The 23,553-nt window shown below is 57.2% G+C and carries 28 protein-coding genes; 14 read left to right on the top strand and 14 right to left on the bottom strand.

The window, feature by feature from the left end; all coding sequences use genetic code 11:
* Nucleotides 1-22: 22 nt before the first annotated feature.
* From ACX3P5_RS01800 to fepD, 3 genes are read right to left on the bottom strand one after another with little or no spacing between them, the layout of a single operon-like run.
* Complete coding sequence (locus ACX3P5_RS01800) at nucleotides 23-820, bottom strand: ATP-binding cassette domain-containing protein (RefSeq protein WP_458968203.1); 798 nt, start codon at nucleotides 818-820, stop codon at nucleotides 23-25.
* Nucleotides 817-1,797 (bottom strand): iron-enterobactin ABC transporter permease, encoded by a 981-nt coding sequence (gene fepG, locus ACX3P5_RS01795; protein WP_233985466.1) that lies wholly within the window; start codon nucleotides 1,795-1,797, stop codon nucleotides 817-819. Before fepG ends, ACX3P5_RS01800 begins: the two co-directional genes overlap by 4 nt.
* Nucleotides 1,794-2,783 (bottom strand): Fe(3+)-siderophore ABC transporter permease, encoded by a 990-nt coding sequence (gene fepD / locus ACX3P5_RS01790; protein ID WP_233985467.1) that lies wholly within the window; start codon nucleotides 2,781-2,783, stop codon nucleotides 1,794-1,796. Before fepD ends, fepG begins: the two co-directional genes overlap by 4 nt.
* 145 nt (nucleotides 2,784-2,928) lie before the next feature.
* Here fepD and entS point away from each other — a divergent pair, with 145 nt between their 5' ends.
* On the top strand, nucleotides 2,929-4,179 hold the full coding sequence (gene entS, locus ACX3P5_RS01785) for an enterobactin transporter EntS (RefSeq protein ID WP_458968202.1): 1,251 nt from the start codon (nucleotides 2,929-2,931) through the stop codon (nucleotides 4,177-4,179).
* Nucleotides 4,180-4,209: 30 nt separating this feature from the next.
* On the opposite strand, the gene fepB is transcribed toward entS, so the two are convergent.
* Nucleotides 4,210-5,169 carry a Fe2+-enterobactin ABC transporter substrate-binding protein gene (fepB, locus tag ACX3P5_RS01780; RefSeq protein WP_458968201.1) on the bottom strand — a complete coding sequence of 320 codons (960 nt, stop codon included), beginning with the start codon at nucleotides 5,167-5,169 and terminating at the stop codon, nucleotides 4,210-4,212.
* A gap of 177 nt (nucleotides 5,170-5,346) precedes the next feature.
* Here fepB and ACX3P5_RS01775 point away from each other — a divergent pair, with 177 nt between their 5' ends.
* From ACX3P5_RS01775 to ACX3P5_RS01755, 5 genes are read left to right on the top strand one after another with little or no spacing between them, the layout of a single operon-like run.
* On the top strand, nucleotides 5,347-6,525 hold the full coding sequence (locus ACX3P5_RS01775; protein ID WP_458968200.1) for an isochorismate synthase: 1,179 nt from the start codon (nucleotides 5,347-5,349) through the stop codon (nucleotides 6,523-6,525).
* A gap of 10 nt (nucleotides 6,526-6,535) precedes the next feature.
* Nucleotides 6,536-8,152, top strand: coding sequence for a (2,3-dihydroxybenzoyl)adenylate synthase (locus ACX3P5_RS01770; RefSeq protein ID WP_458968199.1), 1,617 nt, complete (start codon nucleotides 6,536-6,538; stop codon nucleotides 8,150-8,152).
* Between the two features lie 19 nt (nucleotides 8,153-8,171).
* Nucleotides 8,172-9,026, top strand: a complete 855-nt coding sequence (locus tag ACX3P5_RS01765) for an isochorismatase family protein (protein ID WP_094122259.1) — start codon at nucleotides 8,172-8,174, stop codon at nucleotides 9,024-9,026.
* Nucleotides 9,023-9,781: a 2,3-dihydro-2,3-dihydroxybenzoate dehydrogenase gene (gene dhbA, locus ACX3P5_RS01760; protein ID WP_233985472.1), complete on the top strand. Its 759-nt coding sequence runs from the start codon at nucleotides 9,023-9,025 to the stop codon at nucleotides 9,779-9,781. The genes ACX3P5_RS01765 and dhbA overlap by 4 nt, the downstream gene beginning before the upstream one ends.
* A gap of 2 nt (nucleotides 9,782-9,783) precedes the next feature.
* Nucleotides 9,784-10,203: a hotdog fold thioesterase gene (locus ACX3P5_RS01755; RefSeq protein ID WP_233985473.1), complete on the top strand. Its 420-nt coding sequence runs from the start codon at nucleotides 9,784-9,786 to the stop codon at nucleotides 10,201-10,203.
* Between the two features lie 81 nt (nucleotides 10,204-10,284).
* Here ACX3P5_RS01755 and cgtA read toward each other — a convergent pair whose 3' ends face one another.
* The 3 genes from cgtA to rplU form a co-directional block, all read right to left on the bottom strand.
* Nucleotides 10,285-11,457: an Obg family GTPase CgtA gene (gene cgtA, locus ACX3P5_RS01750; protein ID WP_233985474.1), complete on the bottom strand. Its 1,173-nt coding sequence runs from the start codon at nucleotides 11,455-11,457 to the stop codon at nucleotides 10,285-10,287.
* Nucleotides 11,458-11,699: 242 nt separating this feature from the next.
* Nucleotides 11,700-11,957, bottom strand: coding sequence for a 50S ribosomal protein L27 (gene rpmA / locus ACX3P5_RS01745; protein WP_031375434.1), 258 nt, complete (start codon nucleotides 11,955-11,957; stop codon nucleotides 11,700-11,702).
* A 15-nt stretch (nucleotides 11,958-11,972) separates the two neighbouring features.
* Nucleotides 11,973-12,284, bottom strand: a complete 312-nt coding sequence (rplU, locus tag ACX3P5_RS01740) for a 50S ribosomal protein L21 (protein WP_031375435.1) — start codon at nucleotides 12,282-12,284, stop codon at nucleotides 11,973-11,975.
* 256 nt (nucleotides 12,285-12,540) lie between these two features.
* On the opposite strand from rplU, the gene ispB reads away from it, so the two are divergent.
* Nucleotides 12,541-13,512 carry an octaprenyl diphosphate synthase gene (ispB, locus tag ACX3P5_RS01735; RefSeq protein WP_458968198.1) on the top strand — a complete coding sequence of 324 codons (972 nt, stop codon included), beginning with the start codon at nucleotides 12,541-12,543 and terminating at the stop codon, nucleotides 13,510-13,512.
* A 240-nt stretch (nucleotides 13,513-13,752) separates the two neighbouring features.
* The gene (locus tag ACX3P5_RS01730) at nucleotides 13,753-14,046 is read left to right on the top strand and encodes a helix-turn-helix domain-containing protein (RefSeq protein ID WP_233985476.1); all 294 of its coding nucleotides are present in this window, start codon (nucleotides 13,753-13,755) and stop codon (nucleotides 14,044-14,046) included.
* Nucleotides 14,047-14,112: 66 nt separating this feature from the next.
* On the opposite strand, the gene murA is transcribed toward ACX3P5_RS01730, so the two are convergent.
* The 7 genes from murA to mlaF form a co-directional block, all read right to left on the bottom strand.
* The gene (gene murA / locus ACX3P5_RS01725) at nucleotides 14,113-15,375 is read right to left on the bottom strand and encodes a UDP-N-acetylglucosamine 1-carboxyvinyltransferase (protein ID WP_233985477.1); all 1,263 of its coding nucleotides are present in this window, start codon (nucleotides 15,373-15,375) and stop codon (nucleotides 14,113-14,115) included.
* A 67-nt stretch (nucleotides 15,376-15,442) separates the two neighbouring features.
* Nucleotides 15,443-15,700, bottom strand: coding sequence for a BolA family iron metabolism protein IbaG (gene ibaG / locus ACX3P5_RS01720; RefSeq protein ID WP_010251880.1), 258 nt, complete (start codon nucleotides 15,698-15,700; stop codon nucleotides 15,443-15,445).
* 113 nt (nucleotides 15,701-15,813) lie between these two features.
* A complete protein-coding gene (gene mlaB, locus ACX3P5_RS01715; RefSeq protein WP_233985478.1) occupies nucleotides 15,814-16,119 on the bottom strand; it encodes a lipid asymmetry maintenance protein MlaB in 306 nt (101 codons plus the stop codon).
* Nucleotides 16,119-16,754 (bottom strand): phospholipid-binding protein MlaC, encoded by a 636-nt coding sequence (mlaC, locus tag ACX3P5_RS01710; protein WP_233985479.1) that lies wholly within the window; start codon nucleotides 16,752-16,754, stop codon nucleotides 16,119-16,121. The genes mlaB and mlaC overlap by 1 nt, the downstream gene beginning before the upstream one ends.
* 15 nt (nucleotides 16,755-16,769) lie before the next feature.
* Nucleotides 16,770-17,315, bottom strand: a complete 546-nt coding sequence (gene mlaD / locus ACX3P5_RS01705) for an outer membrane lipid asymmetry maintenance protein MlaD (protein ID WP_233985480.1) — start codon at nucleotides 17,313-17,315, stop codon at nucleotides 16,770-16,772.
* 4 nt (nucleotides 17,316-17,319) lie between these two features.
* Nucleotides 17,320-18,102 carry a lipid asymmetry maintenance ABC transporter permease subunit MlaE gene (gene mlaE, locus ACX3P5_RS01700; protein WP_233985481.1) on the bottom strand — a complete coding sequence of 261 codons (783 nt, stop codon included), beginning with the start codon at nucleotides 18,100-18,102 and terminating at the stop codon, nucleotides 17,320-17,322.
* Between the two features lie 4 nt (nucleotides 18,103-18,106).
* Entirely contained in the window at nucleotides 18,107-18,922 is an 816-nt protein-coding gene (gene mlaF / locus ACX3P5_RS01695; protein WP_233985482.1) for a phospholipid ABC transporter ATP-binding protein MlaF, read from the bottom strand.
* Between the two features lie 227 nt (nucleotides 18,923-19,149).
* Between mlaF and ACX3P5_RS01690 the strand changes: the two genes are divergently transcribed.
* Genes ACX3P5_RS01690 through lptB form a run of 6 tightly spaced genes read left to right on the top strand, consistent with a single transcriptional unit; the run spans nucleotide 19,150 to nucleotide 23,533 of the window.
* Nucleotides 19,150-20,130 carry a calcium/sodium antiporter gene (locus ACX3P5_RS01690; RefSeq protein ID WP_336755943.1) on the top strand — a complete coding sequence of 327 codons (981 nt, stop codon included), beginning with the start codon at nucleotides 19,150-19,152 and terminating at the stop codon, nucleotides 20,128-20,130.
* Nucleotides 20,131-20,146: 16 nt separating this feature from the next.
* Nucleotides 20,147-21,130: an arabinose-5-phosphate isomerase KdsD gene (gene kdsD / locus ACX3P5_RS01685; protein ID WP_233985484.1), complete on the top strand. Its 984-nt coding sequence runs from the start codon at nucleotides 20,147-20,149 to the stop codon at nucleotides 21,128-21,130.
* A gap of 13 nt (nucleotides 21,131-21,143) precedes the next feature.
* Entirely contained in the window at nucleotides 21,144-21,710 is a 567-nt protein-coding gene (gene kdsC, locus ACX3P5_RS01680) for a 3-deoxy-manno-octulosonate-8-phosphatase KdsC (protein ID WP_233985485.1), read from the top strand.
* The gene (gene lptC / locus ACX3P5_RS01675; protein ID WP_233985486.1) at nucleotides 21,707-22,276 is read left to right on the top strand and encodes an LPS export ABC transporter periplasmic protein LptC; all 570 of its coding nucleotides are present in this window, start codon (nucleotides 21,707-21,709) and stop codon (nucleotides 22,274-22,276) included. Before kdsC ends, lptC begins: the two co-directional genes overlap by 4 nt.
* Nucleotides 22,251-22,802 (top strand): lipopolysaccharide ABC transporter substrate-binding protein LptA, encoded by a 552-nt coding sequence (lptA, locus tag ACX3P5_RS01670; RefSeq protein WP_233985487.1) that lies wholly within the window; start codon nucleotides 22,251-22,253, stop codon nucleotides 22,800-22,802. The genes lptC and lptA overlap by 26 nt, the downstream gene beginning before the upstream one ends.
* 5 nt (nucleotides 22,803-22,807) lie before the next feature.
* Nucleotides 22,808-23,533 (top strand): LPS export ABC transporter ATP-binding protein, encoded by a 726-nt coding sequence (gene lptB, locus ACX3P5_RS01665; protein ID WP_031375449.1) that lies wholly within the window; start codon nucleotides 22,808-22,810, stop codon nucleotides 23,531-23,533.
* The last annotated feature ends 20 nt before the right edge of the window (nucleotides 23,534-23,553 follow it).

Below are 23,553 nucleotides of genomic sequence, written 5' to 3'. Positions count from 1 at the left end.
TTCCCAACGGCTGAAGGCCGGATCAGCGGGCTGCGCGTCCCAGCGGCACAATCATTGGGGTATGCGCCACCGGATCGTCAACAATCATGCAGCGCAGGCCGTAAATGGCCTCAATCAGCGCCGGCGTTACAATATCAGCCGGTTTGCCTTCCGCGATAATCTCTCCATCACGCATGGCGATCAAATGGCTGGCGTAGCGACACGCCTGATTAAGGTCGTGCAGCACCACCACCAGCGTACGACCATGCTGCTGATTAAGATCCTGCATGAGTTCCAGCAGCTCAATCTGATGGGCGATATCCAGCCAGGTGGTCGGTTCATCCAGCAACAGCAGCGGCGTTTGCTGCGCCAGCACCATCGCAATCCAGACCCGCTGCCGCTGCCCGCCGGACAGCGTATCGACCTGCTGCTGTGCCAGATCGGCCACGCCGGTCGCCAGCATCGCCTGCTGCACCGCCGCTTCATCTTCCTGACGCCAGCGGCCAAACAGCGGCTGATGCGGATAACGCCCGCGCGCCACCAGTTCACTGACGCTGATGCCGACAGGCGCATTCGAGCTTTGCGGCAGCAACCCGAGACGGCGCGCCACCTCTTTGGTGGAGTAACGGGCGATTGCATTGCCATCCAGCAGTACCTCACCCCGTAACGGCGCGGCCAGCCGGCTCAGAGTGCGCAACAGCGTCGATTTCCCGCAGGCGTTGGGGCCAATAATTACCGTCAGTTCTCCGTCAGGGATGGTGACCGACAGATTCTCCGCCACGATCTTTTTGTCGTAACCGAGCGTCAGCGCGTCGCCCTGCAAACGTGTTGTCACTGTCATTGGCGTCGCGCCTCCCGCACCAGTAGAGCAATCAGATAAAGTCCGCCCAGGCTGACCGTGATGACGCCAACCGGCAGCTGATAGGGCAGGAAAAAGTGCTGCGCGGCGTAGTCAGCAGCGGTGAGCAGCAGCGCGCCGCACAGCGCCGCCAGCGGCAAGGCACCTTTGATGCCGCCGCACAACCGGCGGGCGATCTGCGGTGCCAGCAGGGCGATAAACGAAATCGGCCCGACCAGCGCGGTTGACGCCGCCGTCAGGATCACCCCGACCAGCATCAGCAAAATACGACTGCGCTCAACCGGAACGCCCAGCGCGCAGGCGGTATCATCGCCCATCTCCAGCAGCCGCATGCGCCGCGCCAGCAGCGCCGTCGCCAGCAGCGCCAGCAGCAGCACGCTGATCACCGGCGTGGTTTTCGCCCAGCTGATGCCGTTCAGCGAGCCAGCACTCCACAACCCGGCGCTCAGTGCCGCTTCCAGTGAAGCGCTGATAATCAGCCAGCTATTCAGCGCCATCAGCAATGCCCGCACGCTGATACCCACAATAATCAGGCGAAAAGTCTCAACACCGTTGCGCCAGCTAAACAGCCAGACCACACCCGCGGTCAGCAAGCCGCCGGTCAATGCCGCCAGCGTCATACCTTCCATATTCTGCTGAAACAACACCAGCGCCACCAGCACACCGCTGTAAGCCCCGGTGTTAAAACCCAGAATGTCCGGACTGCCGAGCGGGTTGCGCAGCAGCGACTGAAAAATAGCGCCGCTGACGCCCAGCGCACCACCAATCAGCAGTGCCATCATCACCCGCGGCAGACGCCATTCCAGCACGATCAGCTGAATATTGCGTGCCGCCTCACCGTTGATCACCTGCCAAAGCTGAGCCGCCGGGATCGGCAAGGTGCCGCGCGTCACGCCGAGAAAGGCCAGCGCCAGACAGGCCAGCAGCAGCCAGGTGCCATTGAGTACGACGCGTTTCATACCGCACCTCTGCCAGCCTTGCGGCGCACCAGCACAATCAGCATCGGGGCACCGAGAATCGCCGTCACAATCGACACGCGCAGCTCGCCCGGCACCAGCACCCGGCCGAGAATATCGGCGGCCAGCAGCAGACAGGGCGTGATAAGAAGGGTACCCGGCAGCATCCAGCGATGATCGTTGCCGAGCAGCCAGCGTGCCAGATGCGGCGTCATTAATCCGACAAAGGCAATCGGGCCTACCGCGGCCGTCGCGGCCCCGCTCAGCAAGGCAATCGCCAGCAGTCCAATCAGTTGGGTGCGGACAACGCGGGTCCCGAGCGCCGTCGCCATATCACCGCCCATGCTGAGGCTGTTGAGCGACCGGGCCAGCAGCAGCGCCAGCAGAGAGCCGACCACCACCGCGGGAAACGTCGTGCGCAGAATGGCAAAATTGCGGATATCCAGCGACCCGCTGTGCCAGAAACGCAGGTGGTCGTAGATGTCAGGATTAAGCAGCGACAAGCCGGAGGTTAAGCCTTCCAGCACCGCGCCCAGCGCGACCCCGGCCAGCGTCAGCCGTACCGGATTGACCCGCCCGCCACCGACCGCCCCGGTCAGCGCCACCAGCAACGACGCCAGCAGCGCGCCGCCAAAGGCAAAACCGAGCCAGTCAATCGGGGAATCCGCACCATAGAGCGCAATGCCGATCACTACCGCAAAACCTGCACCGGCATTAATCCCCAGGATTCCGGGATCGGCCAGCGGGTTGCGTGTCAGGCTCTGCATCAGCGCGCCCGCCACGCCCAGACCTGCGCCCGCCAGCAGCCCGGCCAGGGTACGCGGCAGCCGGGCATCACGCACAATGATGCAGTCTGCGCTGGAGCAGTTGGTCAGCAGTGCCTGGGTGACATCATGGAAGGCTATGGATTTGGCCCCCAGCATCAGGCTGAGCGCGAGGAGCAGCAACAGCAGCATCCCTGAGCCTGCTATTACATGGAATTGACGCATCACAGTTAAACCTTTACGGATTCAATGGCATCGGGATGGAAACCATTATGATAATGATACTTGTTATCGTTATTACGCATTTTTTGTATGTTACCATGACTCGCAAACTCAATGATGAGGAAAATGGGTGCAAAAAGGCGACGTTATGAACAAACCCTCCCACTTTATCGATCTCAGCCTGCTGAAAACCCATCCCGCTTTTCGCGCCGTGTTTATTGCTCGCTTCATCTCGATTGTCGCGCTCGGTATGCTGGCGGTCGCCGTCCCGGTGCAGATTCAGCAGTTAACGCAATCGCCGTTGCTGGTGGGTCTGGCGGTCACGCTGGCCGGTGCCGGTATGTTTATTGGCCTGCTCACCGGTGGCGTACTGGCCGATCGCTATGAGCGCCGCCGCCTGATCCTGTTTGCCCGTTCAACCTGCGGCCTCGGTTTTGTCGCCCTGTGTGTGAATGCGCTGCTGCCTGCTCCGTCGGTGATCGCGGTGTTTGTGCTGGGCCTGTGGGATGGCTTTTTTGGGGCGATCGGCGTGACCGCGCTGCTGGCCGCCACACCAGCGCTGGTCGGCCGCGAAAACATTATGAAAGCGGGCGCGATCACCATGCTGACGGTGCGCTTTGGCGCCATTCTGTCACCGGCGATTGCCGGGCTGGTGATCGCCCACGGCGGCGTGGCCTGGAACTACGGACTGGCGGCGCTCGGCACCTTGCTGACGGTACTCACTCTGCTGCGCCTGCCGACGCTGGCCCCACCGCCACAGCCGCGTGAACATCCGCTGACCGCCTTATCCGCCGGAATGGGTTTCCTGTTTGCCAGCCCGATAGTCGGTATGGCGGCGCTGGTTGGCGCGCTGGTGACCTTAGCCAGTGCGGTACGCGTACTCTATCCGGCACTGGCGCCGCACTGGCAGGTCGGGCTGGAGCAGCTGGGGCTGATGTATGCCGCCGTGCCGCTCGGGGCCGCGGTCGGAGCCTTAACCAGCGGCCGGCTGGCGCAGTCAGCGCAGCCGGGCCGCCTGATTCTGGCCAGCGCCATTGCCGCCTTTATTGCCCTTACCCTGTTCAGCCTGATGCCGTGGTTCAGCCTGAGCCTGGTCTGCCTCGCCGCGTTTGGCTATTTCAGCGCCATCAACAGCCTGGTGCAATATGCTCTGATCCAGACGCTGACCCCGGATGCGCTGCTTGGCCGGATCAACAGCCTGTGGACAGCGCAGAACGTCACCGGTGACGCGATTGGCGCGGCGATGATTGGTGCGATGGGGTCACTGCTGCTGCCGCAACAGGCGGCAGGCCTGTTGGGACTGGCCGCCACCGTGCTGGGGATGGTGATGTGGCTACTGATGGCGCGTTTGCGCCGCTATCAGCCGCCTGCTGCTGAGCAGGCGGAATCCACCGGTTAGAAGCCGCCTGCCCTGCGCAGACGGCGGATATCAGGATTTAACGAACAGCGTTTCCAGCCGCGTCAGCAAATTACTGGCGCTGTAGAAATCAAGCCGGAAGGTATCCAGCCCCAGCGCATAAACCGCGTTGGCACGCACCGCTGGGGTCTGCGCCAGGAAAGGGTTCTTCATCACCTGCTCTGCGGTCTGCGGCTCAGCGGCAAACAGCAGATAGGTGTGGCCATTCAGTCCCGCCGCCAGATTTTCCCCTGACAGCTGAATAATGTCTTTACGCTGCCCCATGCTGTGACCGTGCTGCATGTCGGCTGGCGGCGTGGCCAGGGTGAACCCCAGTTGCTGCAGCAATTTTCCCTGCGCCGATGCCTCGGTCCAGAGATTAACGGCGCGACCGTCACCGTTCCAGACCAGGGCGGAAACCGGCTGCGGCGGCAGCGTTAAGGCGGATTTAAGCGCTTTTTCCTGGGCATCAAACGCGCTGATGCGGGCGGCGGCGTCAGATTCATGACCGGTTGCCTCACCCAGTAGCGTCACCAGCTGCTGCCAGCTCTTATCGTCATAGTTGATCACCAGAACCGGTGCGATAGCGGTCAGCTGATCGACCAGTTTGATCGCCGAATCATTGCCGGTGGCGCTGACCACAATCAGGTCCGGTGCTTCCGCCGCAATCGCTTCAGCATTGGGCTCGCCAATATAGAGACGTTTTACGCCGCGCTGTTTTGCCACCTCGCCCCACTGACGGAAGAACCCCTGCCCATCGGCCAGCCGGCTGTTGGGTGCCGTTGCGCCACTGGCGATCACCGGAGCATTGATCGCCAGCAGCGATCCGGTCAGGGTGACGCTGGTCGAGACAATGCGGGTTGGCGCCTGGGATAAGGTCACACTGCCTTTTGCGCCGGCTATCGTGCGCGGCCAGCCGTTGTGAGCCGCCGCCGCGAAACTGATACAGAAGAAAAACAGCGCGATTGCCGCCTTTACACCACGTTTAGTCATAAATTTCAGTCCACTTTTCTGCTGGCAATTTGCCCTGCTGTTTGTGCTGATTTAACAGGAAAACGCAGCCGAAACACCGCGTATTTATTGACACTTCCGGCTAATCAACGTAGGTTACTGGGCCACAATACAAATGATAATCATTATTAATTATCTTATCATTTATAGGTGAAAATTATGGTGGAATCGTTGACGTTTGAACATCCCTTGTTGCAGGATTTCTCCGCGTTGTGCCGCGGTTTCCTGTTTACCTCTCCCTGGCAAAGCCTGACCACGCAAGGCTGTTTCACCACGCTGACCACCCCGGTCAACGATGGCGATGCGCTGACAGGGGATTTTCAGCAACAATTGCAGCACCATTTCGCCTCGGCCAGAAAACAGGGCATTACCCATCCGATTCTGGTAGGTGCGATTCCGTTTGACGTCAATCAGCCCTCGGCGCTGTTTATCCCTGAGTCCTGGCAAACCTTTAACCGCGCCGATCTGCACGCGGCAACCGCAATCCGTGAAAACGATCTGCCGCAGGTACGCCGCCGCACGGCGGTACCGGATCATGACATTTTCACCGATATGGTGGCGCAGGCGGTCTCTGCCACGCAGCGTGGCGAGCTGGATAAAGTAGTGCTGTCGCGGCTGATGGATATCACCGCTGAACAGCCGGTGGATACCGCGGCCCTGATGCAACGCATCGTGGCGCAGAACCCGAACAGCTACCACTTTCATCTGCCGCTGTCGGAAGGCGGTGCGCTGGTCGGAGCCAGCCCGGAACTGATGATCCGCAAACAGGGCCACAGTTTCAGTTCCTGTCCGCTGGCCGGTTCGGCCCGCCGTGATGCCGACCCACAGCTGGACCAGGCGGCAGGCGATAGCCTGATGCGCTCAGACAAAGATCGCCATGAGCATAAGCTGGTGACCGATGCGATGCGCAATACGCTGCAAGCGCGCAGCCGGGTGCTGTCGGTGCCAGAGGTGCCGTCGCTGATCACCACCGCAACCCTATGGCATCTCGCCACCCTGATTGAGGGCGAGGTGCTCGACTCTCGTGAAAATGCGCTGTCGCTGGCCTGTCTGCTCCATCCGACCCCCGCCCTGAGCGGCTTCCCGCATCAGCGCGCCCAACAGCTGATTCGGCAACTCGAACCGTTCGAACGTCAGCTGTTTGGCGGCATTGTCGGCTGGTGCGACGATCAGGGCAATGGCGAATGGGTCGTGACCATTCGCTGCGGCACGGTGCATGGCCCGCGCGTGCGACTGTTTGCTGGCGCTGGCATCGTAGCTGACTCACAACCCGAATCAGAATGGCGCGAAACCGGCGTCAAACTCGACACCATGCTTCGCGCTTTTGGACTGCAATAAAGGAACCTGTATGACCCTTTCCTACAGCCGCTGGCCTGACGATCTGGCCGCGCGTTACCGCGAAAAAGGTTACTGGCTGGATCTGCCGATGACCGACATCCTCGAACGCCACCAGCAGCGCGACAGCGTGGCGGTTATTGATGGCGATCGACAGCTCACTTACCGCCAGCTGGCCCGTTTAAGTGACAACCTGGCGGCGGCGTTGCAGCGTCGTGGCCTGAAACCGGGTGATACCGCGCTGGTGCAACTCGGCAACGTGGCGGAGTTTTACCTGACGCTGTTTGCGCTGTTTAAAATTGGTGTTGCGCCGGTTAACGCGCTGTTCAGTCATCAGCGTACTGAGCTGACGGCGTACGCCAGCCAGATTGCGCCCCGCCTGCTGATTGCCGATCGCAGCCACGCGCTGTTCGCCGATGATGCGTTTATTGACCAGCTGTGCTGCGATCATAACGGGCTACAGCAGGTGATCCTGCGCGGCAACGGCCAGGCTGAAAACAGCCTTGAAGCGCTGCTGGCCGAACCGGCGGGTGATTTTGTCGCTACGCCGACTGCGGGCGATGAAGTGGCCTTTTTCCAGCTGTCAGGCGGCAGCACCGGCACGCCAAAACTGATCCCGCGCACCCATAACGATTACTATTACAGCATCCGCGAAAGTGACGTGATCTGTGGCGTGACCGCTGACACCCGTTATCTGATCGCCCTGCCCGCAGCGCATAATTTTCCAATGAGCTCTCCGGGCGCGCTGGGGGTGTTTTACGCAGGCGGACAGGTGATTCTGGCCGCCGATCCCAGCGCCACGCTCTGCTTCCCGCTGATTGAAAAGCATCAGGTGACCGATACCGGTCTGGTTCCGCCCGCCGTGAGTCTGTGGCTGCAGGCGATTCAGGAATGGGGCAGCAATGCCGCACTGGCGTCGCTGCAACGCATTCAGGTTGGCGGCGCGAAGCTGGGCGAGACGCTGGCGGCGCGTATTCAGACCGAGATCGGCTGCAAGCTGCAGCAGGTGTTCGGCATGGCGGAAGGCCTGGTGAACTACACCCGCCTTGATGATGATGAAACCACCATTCTGACCACCCAGGGTCGCCCGATCTCGCCGGATGATGAAGTGTGGGTCGCCGATGAACAAGGTAATCCGCTGCCGACCGGTGCCATTGGTCGACTGATGACGCGCGGGCCTTATACCTTCCGCGGCTACTACAACAGCCCGGAACATAACGCCGCCAGCTTTGATCAACAGGGTTTTTACTGCTCCGGCGATCTGATTGAGATCACCCCGCAAGGTAACATCATCGTTCAGGGCCGGGAGAAAGATCAGATCAACCGCGGCGGCGAGAAGATCGCGGCAGAAGAGATCGAGAATCTGCTGCAACGTCATCCGGATGTGATCCACGCGGCGCTGGTGTCGATGAATGATGAGCTGATGGGTGAGAAAAGCTGCGCCTTTATTGTGGCCCGTCAGCCGGTTAAACCGGTGGCGCTGCGTCGTCACCTGCGTGAATTAGGGGTAGCAGAATTCAAACTGCCCGACCGTATAACCTGCGTAGATGCCCTGCCGCTGACCCACGTCGGCAAGGTGGATAAAAAACGTCTGCGCCAACAACTTGCCGATCAACAAGCGCAAGCCTGATCTGTCCGGAGATTTTTCTATGGCTATTCCAAAACTGACCTCTTATCCGCTGCCAGCCGCCACTGAGTTGCCGACCAACAAGGTAAAATGGGCGCTGGAGTCCGGTCGCGCCGCGCTGCTGATCCACGATATGCAGCGTTATTTCCTGAATTTCTGGGGCGAAAACAGCCCGCTGGTGGAGCAGGTGGTCGACAATATTGCCCGCCTGCGTCGTTACTGCAAAGCACAGGGGATTCCGGTGTTCTACACCGCCCAGCCCAATGCGCAGAGCGATGAAGATCGTGCACTGCTCAACGATATGTGGGGACCAGGACTGAATAAGCATCCCGATCAGCAGAAGATCGTGGACGCGCTGGCACCGGATGCCGACGATCAGGTGCTGACCAAATGGCGCTACAGCGCCTTCCATCGCTCGCCGCTGGAGTCGATCCTGCAGGAGATGGGCCGCGATCAGCTGATTATCACCGGCGTTTATGCCCACATCGGCTGCCTGACCACCGCCACCGATGCGTTTATGCGCAACATTCAGCCGTTTATGGTGGCCGATGCGCTGGCGGATTTCAGCCGCGAAGAGCACATGATGGCGCTGACCTACACCGCAGGCCGCAGTGGCAAAGTGGTGATGACCGCCGACCTGATGCCGCTGCCGCTGAGCAAAGACGATTTGCGGGCGCTGATTCTGCCGCTGCTGGAAGATGATGACGTGCCGGAAGATGATGAAAACCTGATCGATTACGGTCTCGATTCGGTGCGGGTCATGGCGCTGGCGGCCCGCTGGCGTCAGGTGCACGGCGATATCGACTTTGTCAGCCTGGCCAAAAACCCAAGTATTGATGGCTGGTGGGCGCTGCTGTCACGGGAGCCTGCACAATGAGCCACGCATTCGACTTCAGCGGAAAAATTGTCTGGATAACCGGTGCCGGCCAGGGAATTGGTTATCATACCGCGCTGGCGTTTCATCAGGCGGGCGCGCAGGTTGAAGCCTTCGATCAGCGTTTTCACGGCCACGACTACCCGTTTCCCTGTCATACGCTGGACGTCTCCGAGCCGGAGCAGGTGAAAACCCTTTGCCAGCGTTTGCTGGCGGTTCAGCCGCGCATTGATGTGCTGGTTAACGCCGCCGGTATTCTGCGGATTGGTGCCACCGATGAGCTGTCGTTTACCGACTGGCAGGCCTGTCTTAACGTCAATGCCGGTGGCGCGTTTAACCTGTTCCAGCAGACCCTGCCAGTGTTCCGGCAGCAGCGGGCGGGCGCGATTGTCACCGTCGCCTCAAACTCAGCGCACGCGCCGCGGATTGGCATGTCCGCCTACGGCGCATCAAAAGCGGCGCTGCGCAGCCTCTGCCTGACCGTGGGTCTGGAGATGGCGCCGTATGGCGTGCGCTGCAACATCGTCTCACCCGGCTCCACCGACACAGAGATGCAGCGCAGCCTGTGGCATACGCCGACCGGTGAGCAGGAGATGATCGCGGGCTTCCCGGATCAGTTTAAGCTCGGCATCCCGCTCGGAAAGATTGCGCAGCCGCAGGAAATTGCCGCCAGCGTGCTGTTTCTTGCCTCCGATCTCGCCAGCCATGTGACCTTACAGGATATCGTGGTGGATGGCGGCGCAACGCTGGGAGCCTGATGATGTCAGCGATCTGGAAACGATCCATCGATCTTGCGGAGCTGAATGCGCTGGGTGAGAACTCGCTGGTGGCGCATCTGGGGATCATTTTTACCCTGATCGGTGATGATTATCTGGAAGCGACCATGCCGGTCGATGCCCGAACGCATCAGCCTTTTGGCCTGCTGCACGGCGGCGCGTCGGTGGTACTGGCGGAATCGATGGGTTCAATTGCGGGCTATCTGGCAACAGAGGAAGGCAGCAGCGTGGTGGGCGTGGAAGTGAATGCCAGCCATCATCGTGCGGTATCAAGCGGTGTGGTGCGCGGGATTTGTCGTCCGTTGCATCTGGGTAAGCGCAGCCAGAGCTGGCAGATAGAGATTCGTAATAGTCGGGATCAGTTGTGTTGCAGTGCCCGTCTGGGCGTGGCGGTGATGCGCTAACGCCGGTGTGATGCTCCCTTTTCAACCCGAAAAGGGAGCATCACGCATCAGCTATTGTCTGCTGATGATGCGCGCAGAGGGTTAGCGCTGATAGATGATTTCGACGCCTTCGTCGTCTTCATCATCCCACTCCTCATCCCACTCTTCATCTTCCACTTCAACCGCGTTTTCAATGGCTTCTTTGTGGTAATCGTCCCACATGAACTCCACTTTCTCCGGCTGTTTCTCTTCGAGCTCGGCTTCTTTCGGATTCGCGTTGATGAAGCTCATCACGTCCCAGCAGAGTTCGTTGACGCCGGTACGGCTGGCGGCAGAGATCAGGTAATACTTCCCTTCCCAGCCCAGCGCATCAGCAACGGCTTTAGCACGTGACTGCGCCTCTTCTTCACTGATCAGATCAATTTTGTTGAACACCAGCCAGCGTGGCTTGTTGAACAGCTTCTCGCTGTACTTTTCCAGCTCGCCGAGAATGATGCGGGCATTTTCAACCGGATCGCTTTCATCAATCGGGTCGATGTCGATCAGGTGCAGTAATACGCGGCAGCGCTCAAGGTGCTTCAGGAAGCGAATACCGAGGCCTGCGCCATCAGCTGCGCCTTCGATCAGGCCAGGGATATCGGCCACCACGAAGCTCTGCTCACTGTCCATACGCACCACGCCCAGGCTTGGTACCAGGGTGGTAAACGGATAGTCAGCCACTTTCGGTTTGGCTGCCGAGACGGCGCGGATAAAGGTCGATTTACCGGCGTTTGGCAAGCCCAGCATACCGACGTCAGCCAGCAGCATCAGCTCCAGTTGCAGGTCGCGTTTTTCACCGGGCGTACCCATGGTTTTCTGACGCGGACTACGGTTAACCGACGATTTGAAACGGGTGTTGCCCAGGCCATGCCAGCCGCCCTTGCCGACCATCAGTTTCTGGCCGTGACGCGTCATGTCGCCTAAGGTCTCACCGGTACCCTGGTCGATAACCCGGGTGCCGACCGGCACTTTCACCACAATGTCTTTACCGCGTTTGCCGGTACAGTCACGGCTCTGGCCGTTCTGTCCACGCTCGGCGCGGAAGGATTTCTCGAAACGATAATCGATCAGGGTGTTAAGGTTTTCGTCAGCGATCAGATAAACGTCACCGCCGTCACCGCCATCACCGCCGTCCGGGCCGCCCTTCGGGATATATTTTTCGCGGCGGAAGCTAACGCAACCATTACCGCCATCACCGGCGACGACCAATATTGTCGCTTCATCAACAAACTTCATTTTCTATCTCCGTCACACAATCGTCTGCAGCACTCTGCAAACGGGTCCGCCAGGGTCTTCTGCGCTGACCAGCGGCGGATAAATCAGGATTGGCTTTCGCCAGTGCGTACATAAAGTGTACAGCAAACTTTTGTGATGCGTCGCCTTTACGGCAACCGAGCGCAGAATGTAAAAAGCCCCGCAGCAGTTGCGGGGCCTTTAATTCGTGCGTTCAGACGTTAAACGTCTGCGTCACGACAACCTTACTCAGCAACGATGCTGATGTATTTACGGTTGTTCGGACCTTTAATTTCGAATTTTACTTTGCCGTCTGCGGTAGCAAACAGGGTATGGTCACGACCACAACCTACGTTGTTACCGGCGTGGAATTTGGTGCCACGCTGACGAACGATGATGCTACCTGCCAGAACAGATTCGCCACCGAAACGTTTTACACCCAGACGTTTTGCGTTGGAGTCACGACCATTTCGAGTCGAACCACCAGCCTTTTTATGTGCCATTTGTCAGATCTCCTCTTAGGCAGTGATGCCAGTGATTTTCACATCAGTGAACCACTGACGGTGGCCCTGCTGCTTACGGTAGTGTTTACGACGACGAAACTTAACGATCTTAATTTTCTCGCCACGACCATGAGCAACAACTTCCGCCTTGATCATACCGCCTGAAACCAGTGGCGCGCCGATTTTCACGTCTTCGCCATTGGCAATCATCAGAACCTGGTCAAACTCAATGGTTTCACCGGTTGCGATGTCCAGCTTTTCCAGGCGAACGGTCTGACCTTCGCTTACTCGGTGTTGTTTACCACCACTTTGGAAAACCGCGTACATATAAAACTCCGCTTCTGCGCTTGCCTTTTAGTTCATCAGGCGGCGCGCTAAATATTCACAATAGGGCGCGAATTCTACGCAAAACTCCAGGAGAAGACAAGAGCACTTTGCACTCTCTTGCAGAAAAAAAACACAGGCTGAACGCAAACGTTCCTCAACCAGAAAATTCAAGTACAATCAGTAACAGATTACCTGAACGCTGGCTGGGTAAAAGCACTTACCATGGCAGAGAAACGAGTCATAGCTGAAAAGACGAATGAACTTAGAACAGATTAATGAATTAACCGCACAGGATATGGCTGCCGTTAACCAGACCATCCTCGACCAGCTGAATTCAGATGTCTCGCTCATCAACCAGTTGGGCTATTACATCATCAGTGGTGGGGGCAAGCGTATCCGCCCCATGATCGCCGTGCTTTCCGCACGCGCCATGGGTTACAAGGGCGATCTGCACGTCACCAATGCGGCGCTAATCGAATTTATCCATACCGCCACGCTGTTGCATGACGATGTGGTGGATGAATCCGATATGCGTCGTGGCAAAGCGACCGCCAATGCGGCGTTCGGCAATGCGGCGAGCGTGCTGGTCGGTGATTTTATTTATACCCGTGCTTTCCAGATGATGACCAGTATGGGCTCATTGCGCATTCTGGCGCTGATGTCGGAAGCGGTGAACGTGATCGCGGAAGGCGAAGTCCTGCAGCTGATGAACGTAAACGATCCGGACATCACCGAAGAGAGCTACATGCGGGTGATTTACAGTAAAACCGCGCGCCTGTTCGAAGCCGCCTCACAGGCCTCTGCGATTCTGGCTGAGGCGACGCCTGAAGAAGAGAAAGCGCTGCAGGATTATGGGCGCTATCTGGGCACGGCTTTCCAGTTAATTGACGATTTACTGGATTACAGCGCCGACGGTGAAACGCTGGGTAAGAATACCGGCGATGACCTGAGCGAAGGGAAACCGACGCTGCCGCTGCTGCATGCCATGCAGCATGGCTCGCCCGATCAGGCAAAGATGATCAGAGAAGCGATTGAACAAGGCAATGGCCGGCATCTGCTGGAACCGGTGCTGGAAGCAATGAATCAGTGTGGTTCGCTGGAATGGACGCGCAAGCGCGCGGAACAGGAAGCGGATAAAGCGATTGCAGCCCTGAAAATTCTGCCGGTAACGCCGTGGCGCAGCGCGCTGGAATCACTGGCGCATATGTCTGTTCAGCGCGATTTTTAACCCCTGACGGAGCCAGCTCTGGCTCCGTTTTGTTTATCTGCCTCACTTCCTTCTCCCCTGTTTCTGTTGTTGCATCGCTTTTGCGTGGGTTCACGCAGATCTGGATTAAGATCCAAATTTTACTGGAAACATACGGAACCTATTTGCTATAAAAACCGTCAACTTTCCAGATAATACTGAAAAAAGGAAAGTCAGCGCCCGCCTGGGTGACGCAATAACAAGGACAAGGAGAACAGGTTTATGCAGAAAAGGATTGAGGACTGGCATCCCGCCGATATTATCGCCGCCTTGCACAAACGCGGTACCACGCTGGCCGCTCTGTCACGGGCGGCAGGCCTGAGTTCATCAACGCTGGCGAATGCACTGTCGCGGCCCTGGCCCAAAGGTGAATGGCTGATCGCGGAGGCGATCAAGGTACATCCTTCGGAGATCTGGCCCAGCCGCTACTACGATCCCGATACACACTGCCTGCTGGATCGTAAGCAGCGGATTCGATCCTCGCTCGATCAACCCGATGACCACAACGATCTCTAGCCTTCACCCGGCAAAAAAAACCAGCCCTGTTATGGGGCTGGCTCTTTTCCGGACCGTTCAGCAGACTTACTCTTCGCCGCTGACGCGCTCAATATTGGCGCCCATCGCTTTCAGTTTATCTTCGATGTGTTCGTAGCCACGATCGATATGATAAATACGATCGACCAGCGTGGTGCCTTCTGCGATGCAACCCGCCAGTACCAGGCTGGCAGAGGCGCGTAAATCGGTTGCCATCACCTGGGCGCCAGACAGCGTTTCTACGCCGTGGCAGATTGCGGTATTGCTCTCGATTTCCGCGTGCGCACCCATACGAATTAATTCCGGGATGTGCATAAAGCGGTTTTCAAAGATGGTTTCAGTGATCAGGCCAGTACCTTCCGCGACCAGGTTAAGCAGCGTGAACTGCGCCTGCATATCGGTTGGGAAACCCGGATGCGGTGCGGTGCGGACATTGACCGCTTTCGGTCGCTTGCCGTGCATATCCAGGCTGATCCAGTCTTCACCGGTTTCGATATCTGCACCGGCATCACGCAGCTTGGCCAGTACGGCATCCAGCGTATCGGGCTGCGTTTTGTGACAGACCACTTTGCCACCTGAAATGGCTGCCGCCACCAGGAAGGTGCCGGTTTCAATACGGTCCGGCAGCACACGGTAAACCCCACCGCCCAGACGCTCAACGCCTTCGATGGTAATTTTATCGGTGCCTGCGCCACTGATTTTCGCGCCGAGGGTATTGAGGAAGTTGGCGGTATCGACAATTTCTGGCTCACGGGCAGCATTCTCAATCACCGTGGTACCGGTCGCCAGGGTCGCAGCGCTCATGATCGTCACGGTCGCACCGACGCTGATTTTATCCATCACGATCAGCGCGCCTTTCAGACGGCCATTGACGGAGGCTTTAACATAGCCCTCTTCCAGCTTGATCTCGGCACCCAGTTGCTCAAGGCCGGTAATATGGAGATCGACCGGACGCGCGCCAATCGCACAGCCACCCGGCAGTGAAACCTGACCCTGACCAAAACGCGCCACCAGCGGACCCAGCGCCCAGATCGAAGCACGCATGGTTTTGACCAGATCGTAAGGGGCACAGAAGACATCCACCGCGCTGGCATCGACATGCACAGAACCGTTACGCTCCACCTTCGCACCCAGCTGGCTCAGCAGCTTCATGGTGGTATCGATATCGCGCAGCTTGGGCACATTCTGGATCTCGACCGGCTCTTCAGCCAGCAGGGCAGCAAACAGAATAGGCAGCGCGGCGTTCTTCGCCCCGGAAATGGTTACTTCACCACTTAAGCGGGTGGGGCCTTGCACACGAAATTTGTCCATTAACACGGCTCTCAATTAACTAGCTAAAGGTCGGACTCGCGCACGGCGAGTTCACCAGGCTGACGGATCAGAAACCGTTGAGTTTACGGTCACGCGCCCATTCAGCGGGAGTATAGGTTTTGATGGAGACAGCATGAATGCGGTTATCCGCGATGAATTCCATCAGCGGCGCGTAAACAGCCTGCTGCTTCTTAACGCGGCTCAGCTCACCAAACAGTTCGCCTACGGCGATCACCTGAAAATGGCTGCCATCATTGCTCATCACATGCACTTCATCTAAAGGCAATGCTGCCATCAGCACGGCCTGAATTTCACTGTTTTCCATTGCGCTTAACTTCACCTGATAATAATAAGGGGGACATCTTAGAGGAAAGCGGCTGACTCTTAAATACGCAAAAGCCCCTGTGTAAAACAGGGGCTTAGCATAACAACCGGAAATCAGGCGCTTTTATCCGCAGAAACAATAATCTGTTGCAGATTGTAAAGGGTAATCAGCGACTGCAGTTTGTCGCTGATACCGGCAAACCTTGGGGTAATGCCCTGCGCCCGGGCGATTTCACGCAGATGCACCAGCAGGGCTAATCCGGAAGAGTCGACCCGCTCCAGCGCCGCGACGTCAATAATATCCACGTCTTTGATCAACGTGTCACGCTGCTGCCACAGGCTCAGCAGCGTATCGCGGTCCAGCTCACCTTTCAGTGACAGTGTGCTGGCTTCACGCTGCCAGCTTAACGATTCGCGCATTATTGCTGTTTATCCAGCGTGATCGGCTGCGCGGCGGAGGATTTCAGCTGCGCCGTCAGGCCGTCGATCCCTTTAGTGCGTAACAGATCGCTCCACTCATTTTGTTTGGTGGTGATCATGCTGACGCCTTCGGCGATCATGTCATACGCCTGCCAGTTGCCGCTCTGGCTGTTCTTACGCCACTGAAAATCGAGGCGAACCGGCGGACGGCCATTCGGATCGATAATTGAGACGCGAATCGCGATAATTTTCGCATCGCCTAGCGGCTGCTCAGGCTGAATCTGATAGGTCTGACCGTGATAGAGCGCCAGGGCCTGGCCGTAAGCCTGTGCCAGATAGTCACCGAACGCGCTGAAATAGGCTTCGCGCTGCGCAGGCGTTGAGTCACGGTAGTAGCGTCCCAGCACCAGAGCACCGGCATATTTAATCTGCACATACGGCAGCAGTTCCTGACGCACAATCTCACGCAGGTAATTCGGGTCCTGCTTGATTTTCGGCTGCTCATTTTTAAGACGGGTAAAGGTCTTCTGCGCCGCTTCGTTCATCAGTTTGTAGGGATTGCTCTGATCGGCCGCATTCGCCGTCAATGGCACTGCCACGACCAGCATGGCAATCATCAGTAAACGTTTAAACATATATACCCTCTTGTTTTAAGGTTGAGCCGGTGCCGCAGGGGCAGCGTTGCTGTCCTCCTGCGCATCCTTACTGTCATTATTCTGTTTATTATCGCCGCTCTTGTAGAGGAACTGACCAATCAGGTCTTCCAGTACCATCGCCGACTTGGTATCACGTAAGGTGTCGCCATCTTTCAGCATTGCCGATCCCAGCTCGGGATCGTCAAAACCTAAGTTTAGCGCCAGAAATTGTTCGCCCAGCAATCCCTGGGTGCGGATCGCCAGCGAACTGGTGTCTGAAATCTTATTGGCGTACTGATCGCTGATCTCCATAGTGACGCGTGGCAGCAGCGTTTTTGGCTCCAGCTCAATGTCGGTCACCCGGCCAATCACCACGCCGCCAATTTTTACCGGCGAACTGGCTTTCAGGCCGCCAATATTGTCAAAGGTGGCGTAGAGCTTCCACGTCGGTTCCGTGCCCATCGACTTCAAATCGGCGACGCGCAACGCGAGAAACAGCGCTGCCAGTAACGCCATAATCATGAAAATGCCAACCCAGATTTCGCTTTTTTTGCTTTGCATTGCATCAGTTCCCAAACATCAGTGCTGTCAGCACAAAATCCAATCCGAGCACCGCCAGTGACGCGTGCACCACGGTACGCGTCGTCGCGCGACTGATCCCTTCAGAAGTTGGAATCGCATCGTAGCCGTTAAACAGCGCAATCCACGTTACGGTAACGGCAAATACCGCGCTTTTAATCAGGCAGTTCACTACATCGGAACGAAAATCAACGGCATTCTGCATCGCCGACCAGAAGAAACCGGGATCGATCCCTTTCCAGCTCACGCCGACCAGCGCTCCGCCAGCGATACCCACCGCGGTAAAAATCAGCGCCAGCAACGGCATGCTGATAAACCCCGCCCAGAAGCGCGGCGATACCACCCGGCGTAACGGGTCAACCGCCATCATCTCCATGCTGGAGAGCTGTTCGGTCGCTTTCATCAGGCCGATTTCGGCGGTCAGTGCGGAGCCTGCCCGTCCGGCGAACAACAGCGCGGTCACTACCGGCCCCAGTTCGCGCAGCAACGACAGCGCCACCAGCATACCCAGACTGGTTTCAGCCCCGTAAGTGGTTAAGACCAGATACCCCTGAAGGCCAAGCACCATGCCGATAAACAGACCGGAAACCACGATGATCAGCAGCGACAGCACGCCGACGCTATACAGTTGTTTAATCAGTAGCGGCGTGTGTCTGCGGAACGCTGGTTTGCCGACCAGCGCATGAAACAGCATGAGTCCTGCGCGTCCAAAACTGGCGCACGTTTCAATTCCCTGACGACCTAATGCCGCCAGCGCCTTCAACACCATCAGTTTAGTTACTCCCTGAGCCGGTTAAATCCGCGAGATAGTCGCCGGCAGGAAAACGGAATGGAACCGGACCATCCGCTTCTCCATCAATAAACTGGCGGACACGCGGATCGTTGTTTTCTCGCAGTTCCGGCGTGGTGCCGTGTGCGATAATTTTCTGTCCGGCCACGATATAGGCGTAGTCCGCAATACTTAATACTTCCGGTACGTCGTGCGACACCACAATACAGGTCAGCCCCAGCGCGTGGTTAAGTTCATCAATCAGTTTAACCAGCACGCCCATGGTAATCGGGTCCTGTCCGACAAAGGGTTCGTCGAACATTATCAGTTCTGGTTCCAGTGCTATAGCGCGTGCCAGCGCCACGCGACGCGCCATCCCGCCCGACAGCTCAGCCGGTTTCAGCTGCGCCGCGCCGCGCAGGCCGACCGCTTCCAGCTTCATTAATACCGTGCTGTGCAGTAACGGGGCTGGCAGTTGGGTGTGTTCACGCAGCGGCCAGGCAACATTTTCATACACCGTTAAGTCAGTAAACAGCGCGCCAGACTGGAACAGCATGCTCATTTTTTTACGCGCTTCATACAACTTAGCGCGTGATAGTGACGGGATGTTTTCGCCACGAAAAAAGATTTCGCCGCGGGTCGGCTGAAGCTGACCCCCAATCAAGCGTAGCAGAGTGGTTTTGCCGATCCCGGAGGGTCCCATTATCGCCGTCACCTTGCCTTTCGGTACGGTCAGCGAAATGTCATCGAAGATTTGGCGATCTCCGCGCGCGAAACTCACGCCACGAACCTCAACCAGATTCGTCTGCTGCTGGATCATTATTACCTCTTGTAAGGATCGGGCGTAAACATGGGTTACGATGGTAGCCTGTTCGCTCCTGATTCACGATAGCTTTACAGAAACTTATCGGTAAGATTTGGCGAAAACGGCCATTAAATTTACTTTTGCCTTTCAGACGGTCAAAATCAGCGCCTGATTCATCGCACAGAACCTGAAACCCGTCAGATAAGGCGTGCCGGCCTGGGGTTTTTACGCAAGGATTTTTCATGTTCGTAGCTTCTGCACTGCTGATTATCGGTTTGCTTTTACTGGCTTATGGTGCCGATCGTCTGGTGTTTAGCGCCTCGATACTCTGTCGATCATTTGGCATTCCGCCGTTAATCATCGGTATGACGGTGGTCAGCATCGGCACGTCGCTGCCCGAGATGATCCTCTCCTTCTCCGCCGCGCAGCATGGCCAGATGGATCTTGCTGTCGGCACCGCACTCGGCTCGAATATTACCAACATTTTACTGATTCTGGGTGCCGCTGCGTTAATGCATCCGCTCAGCGTACACTCAAACCTGATTCGCCGGGAACTGCCATTAATGCTACTGGTGACGCTGCTCAGTGGTTTTATGCTGTTTGATAATCAGCTAAGCCGACTGGATGGCATCGGGTTGATCGCCATCGCCGCCATTTATCTGATGGTGGTGATCCGCATCGCGCGCAAAGCGGAACGGGATAACAACGATACCCTGACCCGTGAACAGCTGGCGGAACTGCCGCGCGATGAAGGCGGTAATACGGTGGCCTTCCTCTGGCTGGCGGTCGCACTGATTATCCTGCCGATGTCGACGCGGATGGTGATCGACAACGCCACGGTGTTTGCCGACTATTTTGGCGTCAGCGAGCTGGTGATGGGCCTGACGTTGATTGCGGTTGGCACCAGTCTGCCCGAACTGGCGACGGTGATTGCCGGCGCGCTGAAGGGCGAAGATGATATCGCGATCGGTAACCTGATCGGCGCCAACATTTATAATATTGCTATCGTACTGGGCCTGCCGGCGCTGATGCACCCTGGCAGCATCGACTACCACGCTTTCGCCCGCGATTACTGGGTGATGCTGGGCGTCAGCGCCCTGTTCGCCCTGCTCTGCCTGTTACGCCGCCGACGCGTGGGCCGCCGGGCAGGCGCACTTTTACTCTGTGGTTTCTTCGTCTGGGTGACGCTGCTGTGGATGCAGCCCGCGTTTATGGACGGCTAACAAGGACAGACTGACCATGTCATATCAGCAACCGGCAGTTTTTGATTTCCAGCGCGCAGGCAAAGCGGTATTGCGCATTGAGCGTGAAGGCCTTGAGCAGCTCGATCAGTACATTAACGACGATTTTACCCGCGCCTGTAGCCTGATCTACGGCTGCAAAGGGAAAGTGGTGGTAATGGGGATGGGCAAGTCAGGACACATCGGTAAAAAAATGGCGGCCACCTTTGCCAGTACCGGTACGCCAGCCTTTTTCGTCCATCCGGCTGAAGCCAGCCACGGCGATCTCGGTATGGTAAGCCAGAATGATGTGGTGATCGCCATCTCCAACAGCGGCGAGTCGAATGAAATTCTCGCGTTGATTCCGGTGCTGAAGCGGCAGAAGATCACGCTGATCTGCATGACTGGCCGGCCTGAAAGCGCGATGGGTCGGGCGGCCGATGTCCACTTGTGCGTCAGCGTCCCGCAGGAAGCCTGCCCGCTCGGCCTGGCACCCACCAGCAGCACCACCGCCACGCTGGTGATGGGTGATGCGCTGGCCGTTTCGCTGCTGGAAGCGCGCGGTTTTACCGCCGAAGATTTTGCGCTCTCGCATCCCGGCGGCGCGCTGGGGCGTAAACTGCTGCTGCATGTCGCCGATATCATGCACAGCGGCGATGAACTGCCTCACGTCACTCGTGACGCGTCGCTACGCGATGCCCTGCTGGAAATTACCCGCAAAAACCTCGGACTGACGGTCATCGTCGATGATCTGATGAAGATTGAAGGCATTTTTACCGATGGTGACCTGCGCCGCATCTTCGATATGGGTATCGATTTCCAGCACGCTACCATTGGCGAAGTGATGACGCCTGGCGGCATTCGGGTGCGACCTAATATGCTGGCGGTTGAAGCGCTGAACCTGATGCAAACCAAAAACATTACCTCGATCCTGGTCGCCGATGACGACCATCTGCTCGGTGTGGTACATATGCATGACATGCTACGCGCTGGCGTGGTCTGAACAGGAAATGAAAATGCAACAGGCAACTCCCCCGATTGATACCTGCTACGGACCGGTCAGCGCCGAGGTCATGGCCCGCGCCAGCCAGATTCGTCTGCTGATTTGCGACGTCGATGGCGTGATGTCCGACGGGGTGATTTACATGGGCAATAACGGTGAAGAGCTGAAAGCCTTTAATGTGCGGGACGGCTACGGCATACGTTGCCTGCTGACCTCCGATGTGGAAGTGGCTATTATTACAGGCCGTAATGCGCGTCTGATGGAAGATCGCTGTAAAACGCTCGGCATTCGTCATCTTTATCAGGGACAATCGGATAAGCTTTTGGCCTATGGCGAACTTCTGGATAAACTGTCTCTTTCCGATCGGCAGGTCGCCTATATCGGTGATGACCTGATCGACTGGCCGGTGATGGCAAAAGTGGGATTAAGCGTGGCGGTGGCGGATGCACATCCGGTGCTGTTGCCGCGTGCGCACTACGTGACGCGCATTGCTGGCGGACGCGGCGCGGTGCGTGAACTGTGCGATCTTATCTTAATGTCGCAGAACAAATTTGAGGATGCCAAAGGGCAATCAGTATGAGTAAAAGCAGGCGTTGGATGACGCTGATTCTGACCTTGATTGCACTGGTTTTAATCGGCTGGAATCTTACCAATCAGGATGAGAGTACGCCGGTTGCCACCGATGATCAGGCACCGACCTATACCAGTGCGGATTCACACACCGTGGTCTACAACCCACAGGGTGCGCTGTCGTATAAGTTGATCTCCGATAAAGTGACCTATTTTTCGGATCAGGAGATCAGCTGGTTTGATAATCCGGTCATGACGACTTACGACGAAAATAAAGTGCCGACCTGGAAACTCCGTGCGGACAAAGCAAAGCTCACTAAAGATCGTATGCTCTATCTGTATGGTCATGTTGAACTGAACACGCTGACGCAGGATTCTCAGCTTGAACGGGTCAAAACCGACAATGCCCAGATCAATCTTGTCACTCAGGATGTAACCTCTGACGACCAGGTGACGTTATATGGCCGTAGTTTTAACTCCACCGGCATGAAAATGCGCGGCAATTTACGGACAAAAAACGCCGAGTTAATCGAAAAGGTCAAAACTTCTTATGAAATTCAAAATGAACAAAAATAGCCTCAGGTTTTTACTGGCCAGCATGCTGCTGGCGAGCAGCGTACCTGCGCTGGCCCTGACCGGTGACTCGGATAAGCCCGTCAATATTGACTCACAGAACCAGGCGCTGGATCTGCAGGGCAATGTCGCGACCTTTACCGGCAACGTTATCGTCACCCAGGGTTCGATCAAAATCACCGCCGATAAAGTGGTCGTGACCCGTCCGGGCGGCGACAGCAAGAAAACCATCGTCGATGCCTACGGCAATCCGGCTACCTTTTACCAGATGCAGGACAGCGGCAAACCCGTTCAGGGCCACGCGGCAAAACTGCATTATGAACTGGCTAACGACTTTGTAGAGCTGACCGGCAACGCCTTCATTGAGCAGCAGGACAGCAACATCAAAGGCGATCGCATTACCTATCTGGTGAAAGAGCAGAAAATGCAGGCGTACAGCCAGGGCCAGAACAAGCGCGTCACTACAGTGCTGGTGCCATCGCAACTGCAGGATAAAGGTTCGTCCAACAGCGGAAAGAAGAGTAACTGATAGCTATGGCCACATTAATCGCAGAAAACCTGGCGAAGGCATATAAAGGCCGTCGCGTGGTAGAAGATGTCAGTCTGCAGGTAAAGTCCGGCGAGATTGTCGGCCTGCTGGGCCCGAACGGCGCCGGTAAAACCACCACTTTTTACATGGTGGTCGGTATTGTGCCGCGCGACGCAGGCCGCATTATTATTGATGATGAAGATATCAGTATCCTGCCGCTGCACGCCCGCGCGCGCCGCGGTATCGGCTATCTGCCGCAGGAGGCCTCGATTTTCCGTCGCCTCAGCGTCTACGATAACCTGATGGCGGTCCTGCAAATCCGTGACGATCTCACTGAAGAGCAGCGTCAGGATCGCGCCAACGAACTGATGGAAGAGTTTCACATCGAGCACCTGCGCGACAGCATGGGCCAGGCGCTATCCGGCGGTGAACGCCGCCGGGTCGAGATCGCCCGCGCGCTGGCTGCGAACCCCAAATTTATCCTGCTGGATGAGCCGTTTGCCGGTGTTGACCCGATCTCGGTCATCGACATCAAGAAAATCATCGAGCACCTGCGTGACAGCGGTCTGGGCGTATTGATCACCGACCATAACGTGCGCGAAACCTTAGCGGTGTGCGAACGGGCTTATATCGTGAGTCAGGGTCACCTGATCGCGCACGGCACGCCGAATGAAATTCTGGCAGATGAGCAGGTTAAGCGGGTTTATTTGGGTGAAGAGTTCAGACTCTGATAAGGTGTCGTAAATACTGA

This window comes from Pantoea sp. S-LA4 (assembly GCF_054482835.1).
The sequence above is the reverse complement of the archived record's forward strand: the minus strand, read 5'-3'. Positions and strand labels throughout refer to the sequence as shown.